Here is a 12,558-nt window from a genome sequence, read left to right as displayed (position 1 = left end):
TCAAAATTTTTCGATTTACTGCAATTTTTTTGTAACTAAATTGGGAAATGGGGATAAAGTTCCAGAAACTGAATGTACCTCTAAAAAAACTTAAAGAACCAGAGAGCAATCGCTGAATTTTACTAACAAATCCACTATAAATACCAAAAGGAGGTAAGAATGAAAACATTCGAACCCCCTTTTGGAAACAAATTGCGAAGCCTTTATCTTTGTTTTGTTTAAACGTTATTTCTAGTTTCTTTAATTTTTCTCACTAAATTCAACTGTATATTTTGCATGATTCTTCCCATCTTCTGACTTAACCGTGATAACAGCCTCACCTTCTAACGAAGATGGTGTTTCAATTTGGTAAGTGGCAAATAAATCATTAGTAACTGCCTCAATAGTCGGGATTTCTTGCTGGTTCTTCTTTATTTTAACTTGATAATTATAGGTATTCTTATCAAATTCTTTTACTTGCTTCCCATTAATTAAAATAGTTTCCAATGTTGCATCACTACCTTGTCCTGGAATTTGGTTTTCACCAATCCCCAATACCTCCATTTCTGAAATGGCTATACAAGCACCTTCTTTGGCCTTCATTACAGCACGAATATGTTTTGTTTCAATTTGGGTAAAGTCAATTGTTAACTCCTTGTCTTGAACATCTGTCTGTGTCCCTTCGATTTCTTTCCACTCTGTTCCATCCAGGTATTCAAGTCGTAAAGAGTCTGCAGGTCTTGTGCCGCCATTGTCATCATAGAAGTGAAATTTCACTTGTGATACTGTTTCCGCTTTGTCGAATTCAATAGCAACCCAATCTTCTTCTCTCCAGCTATTTGGATCCCAGTTCGTCCATCTAGCACTAGAGATAATTCCATCGTTGACATTACTCGTGCTATCCCATTGACCAGTAAAGGAAGCGCTCACTTTTGGGTACTCATTTTCTGAACTAGAAGGCTTTACAGCTAAATTTTCTAGAGCAGGTTGTGTAACTTGGATATTAGCAATTGCTTTAACAGGACTTTTCGATATTGATCCTTTCACTGAAAACTTACCAAAATCCGCATACTCATTTTGATCAATTTCATTCCATTCAACAGGTACTTTTCCAAATGTACCACTTTTTAGTTTAGCTGTTACTTTATTAGGTAAAATTGGTGCTTTACCTGGAGTTGTTTTTATTTTTATAGGTTGAATACTTTCAATTTTACTTACTGTTATTGTTGCTACTGCTTTAATCGTTGTTCCCTCAACAGTGCCTTCAACTTTAAAGATATTTTCCTTTGCATATAAATCAGGATTGATTGTATCCCAAACTACTTTTTTCTGAACCTCTTCACCATCTCCGTAAATGGTCGTTACCTCATCAGGTAATTCTGGTGCAGTCTTTTTCTTCGTAACGACGACATCAACTGGCTCTACCTTGGCAATTCCGGCCTTTACTAGTCTCCAAATCTGGTGGTTACCTGTTGTTGGTTTCCAAAGGCCAACTTTAGCTCCTTCCTCCTTTGATTCCCCGCCTACTTCTATTAGATTTCCGCTTTGAACATTTATAAATGTGTACTCTCCATTTCCATAGGTTGACAGCATCCATTTTTGATTTGATTTATTTTCATTGGCTTGGAGAGTAATGGAACCATTCTCATCACTAAGTACACTTCCACTATCACTGTTGGCTATTTTGTAAATTTCTTTTGTACTATTTCCATCTGTTATTTTTTGGATACTAAAGTTTTGTTTTTCCTCATCACGAATATTTGTTTTTTGAACAATGGATTTTCCATCTTGTCCAATATCAAGCACTTTCCCACTATTTTTATTAATGAATTTGTATGTTTCGTTATTATTTAAAAACGAGTTATCCTCATTCACACCTGATACACCAGATACAACAAATGTCGTAATTGATTGGGGCTGAACAACTGCTGAGAGCTCGTTACCTGAGATCATTACATCTGACTTTTGGGCTAAATTTTCTGTAGTAGATGTTACATAAGGTGTTGCCTTTGCATTCGCTTCTACAGTATCGAACCCAGATAAATCAAAGTTGATTGCTTTCTCTTCTGTGGTTGAATTTGTATAGACAACAACAACTGAATTGTCATCTTTATTAATTGCGGCTAATGTATCACTACTATTTGAATTAATGACTTGATAGCCTGGTCGAATAAACTTACTGTAATTCCCCATTGCATAATACTTTTTATTTTTATAGATTTTTACGTTCTCAAAATCAGCTGGATCAAAATCAACTTGGATAAGTCCCCAGTTGCCATTTTCATGTTCTGGGCTCATATTCACTTCGTCTTCAATTGACTGCCAAAGCACCCATGCTTCTGATTCCAATTTCTGAATATCAGTCGTAATGCGCTGTGATAATGCAAGACCTGGAATTATATCCTCATGATTTTGTGCACCAGAACTAAGGTCCACCTCAGACATCCACAGCTTTTTTCCTGCTGACTTTGCAATATCCCTTGCACCAATCTGCTGTGTAGGACCGTAAGTATGCACATTTAACTGTTCAATATTATTTCTCGTTGTGCTATCGTATTGCTCCCAATTTTGTCTGAATTTTTGTGGATTCGTTTCGTCCATACCTGATACAACTGTACTAAGACCTTTTTCATCCAATTGCTTCTTTACTTCATTAATAATTTTAGCTTGTGAAGCTGGAGACCAGTTTGAACCTTCCTGTCTGCCTTTAGCTCTCCAATAGCCAGTATTAGGTTCATTTACAGGTGAGAGAGTTTGAAATTCAACATCCATGTCCTTTTGTAAATGCTCTACTACGGTTGTTAAATATGAAGCAAAATTTTCAAATTGATCTGGTTTAATATTATCATCCCATGAATTCCAGTTACCTGATACATAACCACTTTGAGTCATAAAATATGGCGGTGAGTTTGAAAAAGCTTCGAAGGTATCAGCTCCCCTGGCTTTAGCAGCACTAACCCACCAGCGTTGGTTAGCATCAGCTTCCAAGTTCCAATGCTCAGGATTTTCTGGATTCCACCAGTTTTCCTGCTCTGTCCATTCATCTGTGTTACCTTCCGGTGGGCTGTATTCGGCAGGACGATTCCAATACCCTGGAACTGCTCCACCTTTACGCATATAAGGCTCTGTCTCAGGAGAATCACCACCACCAATATTATAGCGGGCAATATTAAAATTCAGTCCATCCTTACCAAAGAGATCATCAGCAAGCTCATTTCTTAATTCATCAGGCCAGCCACCTGTCACATTCGCGAACCATACAAGAGCTGTTCCCCAACCATCAAATGGTTCATGTTGATAACTAGGATCTAGTTTTATTTGCTCTGAATCAGAAATCAATTCATTCTCCCCCTCCTCTGCATTCGTCATAGTAGGTAGGGCAGGCAAGATACTTCCTACTACAACGACTAAGATCAAACATTTAATTAGTAATCTCTTAATAAACATTTCTTGCAACATAAAATTATGTCTCCTTTCTATTCTTTTAACTTTCCATGTTAAGATTTCAACAAATGCATTTATATTTTCTTTGAATTGCAGCACTCTAATTATAAAGCGTTTACACCCCTAGATTGAATGGAATAACTTTCGAAAAAATTGTAAATTCATTTAGTTTATATAGAACTTTTAAATTTAAAAACTATAAATTTTTTCAAAAAAGTGCAAAATATTTTTATCTACTTTTAACTCTTACTATAGTAAAATGGGTCTAGGAAGGGGGATTTTGATTGAAAGCGCATTCAATGCTATCTGATTTATCTTTACGTAAAAGATTAATCCTTGTTTTCATGGTCATTTTATTAGGGCTTGCAACAATTAATTGCGTACAAATCTATCTTTTCCTCGGGTATGTTCGTCAATATAATGCAATGATGGAAACAATCACATTGACGAATTCAATTAATGGTTCACTTAAGCAAAAGCTAGATGAGGAAATTAGGGATATTGTGTATGGAAAAGTACTTTTTGAAAATGGTACTCAATATGATCATCTACACAATATGTATCAAAATTTAGATAAAATTGAACGTGACGATAAAAATGGCCAATTTACTGAGGAAATTACAGAGGTTCGCCAAACATTAACGACTACGACTGAATATATTGACAAGCTTGGAGAGCAAATCCAAGAAAATGTTCCTGCAGATTCAAGAAATATCACCTATGAATATATTACAATTCTAACAGACCTCATCGATGAAAAGGTTCAGTCACTCTTACAAAAAACCCTTTTGGTAAAAGGGGAATCACAGAATATCATTTCCACTAACTTAACAAGAGACATAACTATTTATATTTGTTCATTTATTGCCGTTATCATCATTTCATTATTATTTGCCATATATATATCAGGAAGTTTTGTAAAACCTATTCGTAGTTTAGGACAAAAAACAAATGAAATTGCAGAAGGAAACTTAACCATAGGAGCAATAGTAAATCCGTCTAAGAATGAAATAGGAGAATTATGTCGTTCTTATAATCGAATGTTTCATAATTTAAAGGATATTATCTTAAACGTGAGAAATACAAATGATCTAGTTGTTTTAACTTCAAAGGATATCCACCAAAGTATTCTTGAAAACCGACTAGCTGGGGAAGAAGTTGCTGAAGCAACACAAACAATTTCGAACAATCTTCATACACAAGATAAACTGATTCAAAAATCAGTAACTACATTTGAACATTTACTTTTTAAATATAACGAAGTACTAGGAAAATCAAATAAAATAAATCTTCAATCAAATGAAACCTTACATATTACAAATGAAATAAGTCATGAACTTGTCACCTTCCATCAGCAACTTGAAAAAATGAGCCAAACTATCTATCTAGTAAACAGAGATACAGAAGAACTTCAGAGAGTTTCAGGGGAAATGAATGAATATTTGCGATTAATTAAGCTTGTTGCACGAGAATCTAGTTTATTGTACCTCACTCTTATAAATGAAATTCCTAAAAGTTCAATAAATGAAAGAATAGAAAAAGCTTTAACTAGTATAAAGGAAGTTTCTGATGAAACAAACAAGGTTTCACAAGACTCCGATTACAAAGTAAACCATATCTTGAGCCTAACATCTTCAATCAGAAAACAAAACTCTGAAACTCTAGAAAACATTCAACTTTGCAGATTCAAAACTGAGCAAGTAAAGAATCGATTTCAAACTATTCTTTCAGTTAGAAATAGACAGCAAGTTGAAATTGAAAGCATAAAACAAGACATGCAGGAGGCATTTGATCAAATGCTTTCTATTCGTCAAATAATCTCAGACATTGAGCAGAGTTCGCAAATTACGAATGCAGAAGTTGTTGGAATTGCGGCTATGGGTGAAGAACAATTAACTACTCTTGAGGAAGTTTCCGATGCATCTTATAAACTTGTAGAACGAATTCAACAAATGAAAGATAACATTAGGCAGTTTAAAATATAATAATCAAACACATATAATATTGATTCGAATCAATAATAAATCTTCTAATAATACTACTGACAGGTTGGTTCGCTTATGAAATTCAAAAAATGGGTTTTTTCAAGTTTACGTACAAAACTTCTTATGATGTTCCTTTTTCTAACGGTAATACCCCTCATCCTTGTTGGGGTAATATCCTATATGAAATCTTATAATATTGTTGCCGAAAAATCATATTCATTAGCTCAAATCCAAGTAGCACAATTACGTAGTGAATTTGATGATGTCCTTCAGGATATTAAAAGATTTACAGAAGTTGGGAAAAAGGATAGCACTGTTCAATTTTTAATTGACAAACATAATACGGCTGAGGAATCTAAAAGTATTTTAGGAATGATAAAACTTTACAGAGAAAGTTATCAATATAGTGAAAGCATCATGAATATTAAGATTATTAGTCTTGATGGAAAAGCTGTTAGTGAAGACCGTGGCGTTCATCAATTAGATGGTCAGGCGCTCACTAAGCTTCCCTACACGAAACTACTAGATCAGCCAACTAATACACTAATAGAACCAATCTATAAAAACAGTAATCCAGCACTTTCTATGACAAGTACAATTACTTCGGATAATTCCAATGAAGTAATTGGTTTCATAAATATTGTTATTAAAGCTTCAATTTTTAAGAATATTCTTAGCGATGCTTCTTTAAAAACTTCCAGTACAATTCAAATTGAATCTGAATCGGGTAATATTTTATTTTCGCACCCACAATTTGCAAAGACTTCACCTAATTTAGAAAGAAAACAAATAGAAGAAAACCACTCTGGCTATTTTACGCATGGTGCAACATTTTTCGTCTTTGAAACATCTGAATTAACTGGTTGGAAATTCATTCGATATACACCGTTATTAGACATTACAAAAGAAGCTAATGAAATAAGAAGTCTAATTGTATTAACTGTAGGATCAGTTTTAATTTTTACCATTGCATTATATTTCTTTATCACTTCAAGATTAATTCTTCCAATTCGTATTTTAAAAGAGAAAATGAAACAGGTTTCACAAGGTGATCTTAATGTACAGCTCGTTAATAAAGGTACTGATGAGATTGCAGACCTAGGTGAAAATTTTAATAGTATGATTATGAAAATCAAAGCTCTACTAACAAAAAGTGTTAATGAACAAAAACAATTAAAAATTGCAGAATTACGTACTATGCAAGCACAAATTAATCCACACTTTCTATATAACTCACTTGAAACAATTATTTGGATGGCAGAAGCAAAAAAAAGTCAACAAGTAATAGAAATTACGAAGGCATTATCCCATTTCTTTAGAATTTCTTTAAGTAAAGGAAAAGATTTAATTCTTTTAGAAGATGAGATTGATCATATTCGAAATTACCTAATTATTCAAAAAATGAGATACCAAGATATTTTAGATGTAACCTTTCATTTAAATGAAGATATTTTACATTATGAAATTATTAAATTAACACTTCAGCCAATCGTAGAAAATGCTATCTATCACGGCATAAAAAATAAACGCGGTAAGGGATTTGTCCGAATTAAAGGTGATTTTACTCCAGAAGGATTTATTTCCATTGATGTGATAGATAACGGAATTGGCATTAAAGAAGACAAGTTAAAAGATATTCGATTTCAATTATCTCAAGGAGTCCCATTTGAAAAGGATCAAGGAGGCTTTGGTATGGTAAACGTTCATAATCGGATTCTTTTACACTATGGGGAGCCTTTTGGTATAACAATCAATAGCTGGTATGGTTCTGGCACGCGTGTAAGTATAATTATTCCAGCAGAGAGGGGAATTAAATGAAAAGAGTATTCTTAGTAGATGATGAAATGGCTATCCGAGAAGGGATTGGAAAATGCATTGATTGGAATCGCGAAGGGTTTATTTATTGTGGTGATGCTTCTGATGGTGAAATTGCTCTTCCTTTAATTGAAAAACACCAACCTGATATTGTCATTACGGATATTAAAATGCCTTTTATGGACGGTTTGGAACTCAGTCGTATTCTACGCGAAAAAATGCCCTCAATAAAAATAATTATTTTAAGTGGACATGATGAATTTGAATATGCTAGAGAAGCAATGCGCATCCAAGTTACTGAATATTGCCTAAAGCCTGTTAGTTCACAAGATTTACTTACTATATTAAAAAAAGTTTCTTCAAAAATCGATGAGGAAGAAATGAACAATAAAAGATTAAGTGACTTAGAAAATCAATTATTGCAAAATAAATCTGCTTCTCGAGATAAATTTTTATATGAACTCTGTGAAGGGTTATATACTTTTTCTGAGGCGATTAAGGAAGCTTCAAATTTAAATCTTAATCTTATCGCAAGTTATTATTATATCATCATCATAGAATGTACAATCGACTCTGATTCGATTGACTGGATAGAAGATGAATATGATTGTTTGCGCTTTAGTAGAAAATTAAAAGAATCTATTTTTATTATGATGGGAGAATCAAAACAAACACTTGAACAGGAGTCCGAGATAATAAGACAGCGGTTGGTGTCACATGAAGAACTACAACCTGAGAACCCATTAATCTTTGGAATCGGAAGAGTAGAAAGCCGTATTCAAGGTATTACCTTATCTTTCTCAGAAGCCGATGAAGAGAAAAGCTATTCAACGATTATTCATAAGTACAGTTCGAAGGAAACTGAAATAGACATAGAGTCTAAAAAGGAATTACAACATTTTAACCGAAGAGATTTAATTGACTTTCTAAAATTTGGATTATCAAGCGATATTTCTTGTTTTTCCCGTTCTTATTCATCTTATCTAGAAAAAGGGAATGTTCGATCTCCTTTTACAACGTATTATTTTTTAATGGACTTTACCATTACGATTTCACATTTTTTAAAGGAAATAGAAATGGATAATCTTGAAGTTATGCAGGAAATTAATCAATTAGAAATGAAAGCAAGCTGGATTAGGAATTATAATGAAGTATTAAGCTATATTGAAGAGATGCTAAACCTCGTTACTTCAACTAGAGATCGTTTAACTACAAAATACTCTTCAGCAGTTCAAATGGCGTTATCTTATATTAACGAAAATTTTACTGACTCTCAGTTATCTCTTCAAACTGTTGCAGACGCAGTGAATGTAAGCGCATCCTATTTAAGTCATATGTTTAGTCAGGAGACAGGTAAAACATTAATTGAATATTTAACAAACACCCGAATTGATATGGCCAAAGATCTTTTGAAGACGACAAATAATAAAACATATGAAATTGCCCATCAAGTTGGGTATATTGATTCGCATTATTTTTGCAGAACCTTCAAAAAGGTAACTGGATTGACTACAAAACAATATAAAAATCAAAAGCAAGTTTTCTCCCTTTAATTTACAAAGTTCTAACGGGTACAGTTTTAAAGTACAAAATCAAAATTAGAAAGTTTAACATAAAACCAGAATTAGCAGCGTAACAGGCGAGGTAAATCGCATTATCGGCATTACTATGTAAATTTTAGGCTTACGCATTCTCACCTTTAAAACGTTTACCCCTCTTTTTTTTCCGGTTGTTTGGCTTCATTTTGTTAGAGTTAAGTAAACCGCCATACCGGATTAAAAGTTGGTGTAAAGGGTAGTATACCTCTATAAACATTAATGAGGTGATGGAAATGTCTAACATGATGAAACAAGAAGAAATGGAAACATTAAGAGAGTTAATCAAAGACGTAGAAACGGCCATGCTGACTACGGTAACTGAAGAAGGGCTTATTTCTCGTCCTATGAAAACACAAGAATTAGAGTTTGATGGTGATTTATGGTTTTTTACTAAAAAAGAGACTAATAAATATGAAGAAATTTTACACGATCATGATGTTAATGTGGCTTATGCAGGTAAGTCCTATGTCTCCGTCCGTGGCAGAGCGGAAATCGTTGAGGATTTAGACAAGAAAAAGGAATTGTGGAGCAAAACATATGAGAAAATTATGCAAACTTCTTATGATGATCCTAACGTTGTTTTGATAAATGTAAAAGCGGAAGCAGCCGAATATTGGGAAACAGGTAATTTTACGAAGAAAGTTGCCTTTTTCTATAAACGAATAACAGGGCAAAGTTCTAAATCGACTGATGTTAATGAAACGATTGAATTGAATAAATAATCACAAAAATGGGTTGTCTGGATATAGGACAATCCATTTTGCTATGTTGAGTTATGTTAATCCATTTCCATGGTTGTTATAGCTTAAATTTGACGTTGACGTTTATTTTCTTCGCTTTGACGGACGATCTCGTCAACGACGTGCTCGATCGGTAAGGTGGCGTCGATTATAATTCCGTTTTTCGGAATGTCTTCTTTCGTTTGGTGCAATCGCGCAATGAGTTCCCGTTCCGTATTCTTTCCGCCCCACTCATTTTCCGGTCGCTCGTCAAGCCGCCGGTTCAATGTGTCAAGGTCGACCTCGAGGACGAACACGCCGTCAAATAGATCTATGAATTTCGAAAAGTTCCTAGAGCCACCGCAGAAGAATGTTACCGCCTCATCCTGGTTGGCGACCAAAGCCTTTACTTTATCTACATGCCAAATGTGGTTCTCCGTCCGTGTACCAGTTTCCGGATCGCCTTGATAAGCCAATTCACGGTCACCATGAATGGCATGGTAGCCGCGCCTGTACCATGGAAATCCGTGTTACCCTTAATAAATGTAAAATTTCCCTTTTAATACGAGTTAGGTCATTTTTAAGTCAAAAAAAACTTAAATCCTTTAACTAACCAAGGAATTTAAGCTTCTAACTCTGATGCTGTGTCGACTACCACAGTATAAGTACCTATTCTTCACCTAATTTATTTTAAGGACTTATTAGACTGCCCTATTTTTTAGTAGGTGGTTGTCTTGTGATGCTAAGCTACTTTATTTATCCTTCCCTACTAAATGGAATACAACTGATTGATAATCTCCTCCACGTTTTGCAAATGGGGCGTTTACTCCATTAAACTCAGTAGGTAATTGTAAACCATTGTAAAGTAATTCATCACCATAGTATGTTCCTTTGCCGTTCACTTCATAAAGCTTATTTTCATCAAGTCCTTTTAGTTTAAGAACTTGTTGTTTCTTTGGATTTACTGTGGCAAGCACCTTATACCACCCTATCAATGCCTCATTCTGATCTTTCGATACGATCATCCATGCCGTTTCATTTCCATCGAAAGGACTTTGAAGACGATAAAAATCACCATCTCTTACTAATTTACGTTGATTTTTATAAAATTGAACTTGAGTCTTAATCAATTCTCGTTCCTCTTCGCTTAATTCGAGTGGGTTTAATTCATACCCAAATGTCCCAAAGTACGCTGTATTCGCTCTTGTTTCAATAGGTGTTTTTCTTAATGTTTGGTGGTTTGGAACAGCTGATACATGTGAACCCATACTATAAATCGGGTAAACAAGTGAGGTTCCATACTGAATTTTTAAGCGCTCAACCGCATCCGTATCATCACTTGTCCAAGCTTGTGGAGCATAATAAAACATACCTGGGTCGAATCTTCCTCCACCACCGGCACATGATTCAAATAATACGTTCGGAAATTCATTCGTAAGTCTCTCATATAAATCATACACACCTAGAATATAACGGTGGTAAAACTCACCTTGTTGTTCTAGTTTAAGTGCAGCTGAATAAGCATCTGTAATATTCCGATTCATATCCCATTTAATATAAGAAAGCTGTGTTTTGTGAATGATTCCCGCCATTTTTTCATAAATATAATCTACAACTTCACGTCTTGAGAAATCCAACACTAATTGATTTCGGCCAAAAACTAAGTGCTCTTCTTGCCTACCTACGATCCAATCTGGATGTTCCTTATATAACTGACTAATTGGATTAATCATTTCAGGCTCAAACCATAAGCCGAATTTGATGTCTATTTGCTTTAATTTTTCTACCAAAGATTCTAAGCCATTTGGAAGCTTTTCTTCATCTTCAAACCAATCTCCAAGTGAGGATGTATCATCGTTCCTTTTCCCAAACCAACCATCATCCAGAACAAACAACTCAATTCCTAGTTCCTTTGCACTTTCTGCAATATTTACAAGCTTTTCTTCGTTAAAATCAAAGTAAGTAGCTTCCCAATTGTTAATTAAGATTGGTCTTTCTTCAATTTTCCATGGGTCACGGATTAAGTGCTGGCGATATAGATTGTGATAGGCTTGACTCATTCCATTTAATCCTTCATTTGAATAAACGATCACAACTTCTGGAGTTTGAAAGCTTTCTTGATTGGTAAGCTGCCAATTAAATTGATGTGGGTGAATCCCCATCATGACTCTTGATGTATCATAATGATCAACCTGCACTTGTGCTAAGAAATTACTACTGTAAACAAAATTAAATCCGTACACTTCGTTGTCATGCTCTGTTGTTTCTTTTCTTTTCAAAGCAATGAATGGGTTATCATGGTGTGAGCTTGCACCTCTTATGCTGGAGATTGAAGAAATCCCTTGTACAAGCTGTCGTTCTTTAATATGCCTTTCCCTTGACCATGTGCCAGACAGATGAACCATCGTATAATCTGCATCAGGTAAATCGATTGAGGCACTCATAATCTTTTTCAGAGAAAGAGTGTGATCTCCATTATTTACGATCCTTACATTACGTGTAATAACAGGATGCTCGTGAAAAATCGTATAAGATAGCTGAAGGCTTGCACCAATCAATTGATCTTCAAGTTTAATAATAAGCGTTATTGCTTCCTCTTCATTTGCATATGTAGCAGGAAGTCCATCTAATTTAAGCTTTCCTTTTATCACTTCATACCCTTGATAAGCAAATAAATTTCCAACTCTTCCCTCACTTGTTTCAACCTCGATTGCAGCTTCACGAAAATCTCCCTTACCAGGTACCGGAAACTCTTGACGTGTTGTTTCTAGAGAAAAGGCTGGATCTTCTTGATAAAAGTGACAGCTCGCTGCTGTCGGAATATCATTTACTTGAAAATGTGAAAAATCATCGCGATGACGAATGGCCTTACCAAAATAAAGCTGACCTAGACTCCCGTTCTTTAAAACTTGAAAAATATAGCTAATTTGGCCGTTTGTTAAGTGAAATTGTTTATTTTGCTCATTTATATGAATAGACACTTTTTTCAACTCCTAATTCTTATTTAAAGGCTGTTTC

General features: G+C 34.6%; 7 protein-coding genes. 4 read left to right on the top strand and 3 right to left on the bottom strand.

Features of this window, described 5'->3' with window-relative positions:
* Window positions 1–240: 240 nt before the first annotated feature.
* Window positions 241–3,438 (bottom strand): glycoside hydrolase, encoded by a 3,198-nt coding sequence (locus HUW50_RS15340; protein ID WP_185653008.1) that lies wholly within the window; start codon window positions 3,436–3,438, stop codon window positions 241–243.
* Window positions 3,439–3,707: 269 nt separating this feature from the next.
* Between HUW50_RS15340 and HUW50_RS15335 the strand changes: the two genes are divergently transcribed.
* From HUW50_RS15335 to HUW50_RS15320, 4 genes are all read left to right on the top strand, one after another.
* Window positions 3,708–5,408 (top strand): methyl-accepting chemotaxis protein, encoded by a 1,701-nt coding sequence (locus HUW50_RS15335; protein WP_185653007.1) that lies wholly within the window; start codon window positions 3,708–3,710, stop codon window positions 5,406–5,408.
* Window positions 5,409–5,588: 180 nt separating this feature from the next.
* Window positions 5,589–7,226 (top strand): cache domain-containing sensor histidine kinase, encoded by a 1,638-nt coding sequence (locus HUW50_RS15330; RefSeq protein WP_185653006.1) that lies wholly within the window; start codon window positions 5,589–5,591, stop codon window positions 7,224–7,226.
* Window positions 7,223–8,776, top strand: a complete 1,554-nt coding sequence (locus tag HUW50_RS15325) for a response regulator (RefSeq protein WP_066324367.1) — start codon at window positions 7,223–7,225, stop codon at window positions 8,774–8,776. The genes HUW50_RS15330 and HUW50_RS15325 overlap by 4 nt, the downstream gene beginning before the upstream one ends.
* Before the next feature lie 278 nt (window positions 8,777–9,054).
* Window positions 9,055–9,543, top strand: a complete 489-nt coding sequence (locus tag HUW50_RS15320; RefSeq protein WP_066324364.1) for a pyridoxamine 5'-phosphate oxidase family protein — start codon at window positions 9,055–9,057, stop codon at window positions 9,541–9,543.
* Between the two features lie 83 nt (window positions 9,544–9,626).
* Here HUW50_RS15320 and HUW50_RS15315 read toward each other — a convergent pair whose 3' ends face one another.
* Both HUW50_RS15315 and HUW50_RS15310 read right to left on the bottom strand, forming a co-directional pair.
* A complete protein-coding gene (locus HUW50_RS15315) occupies window positions 9,627–10,016 on the bottom strand; it encodes a nucleoside/nucleotide kinase family protein (protein WP_221629137.1) in 390 nt (129 codons plus the stop codon).
* A gap of 276 nt (window positions 10,017–10,292) precedes the next feature.
* Window positions 10,293–12,521 (bottom strand): alpha-galactosidase, encoded by a 2,229-nt coding sequence (locus HUW50_RS15310; protein ID WP_185653005.1) that lies wholly within the window; start codon window positions 12,519–12,521, stop codon window positions 10,293–10,295.
* Between the last annotated feature and the right edge of the window lie 37 nt (window positions 12,522–12,558).

The sequence above is a fragment of the Metabacillus sp. KUDC1714 genome (assembly GCF_014217835.1).
Taxonomy (GTDB): Bacteria; Bacillota; Bacilli; order Bacillales; family Bacillaceae; genus Metabacillus; species Metabacillus rhizosphaerae.
Note: the sequence above shows the minus strand (reverse complement) of the source record. Positions and strands in the feature narration are given on the sequence as shown.

What these genes read in the sequence shown, in the direction of transcription:
- HUW50_RS15340 (WP_185653008.1), bottom strand. Translation starts at nt 3,438, where the DNA reads ATGTTGCAAGAAATGTTTATTAAGAGATTACTAATTAAATGTTTGATC.
- HUW50_RS15325 (WP_066324367.1), top strand. Translation starts at nt 7,223, where the DNA reads ATGAAAAGAGTATTCTTAGTAGATGATGAAATGGCTATCCGAGAAGGG.
- HUW50_RS15320 (WP_066324364.1), top strand. Translation starts at nt 9,055, where the DNA reads ATGTCTAACATGATGAAACAAGAAGAAATGGAAACATTAAGAGAGTTA.
- HUW50_RS15330 (WP_185653006.1), top strand. Translation starts at nt 5,589, where the DNA reads ATGAAATCTTATAATATTGTTGCCGAAAAATCATATTCATTAGCTCAA.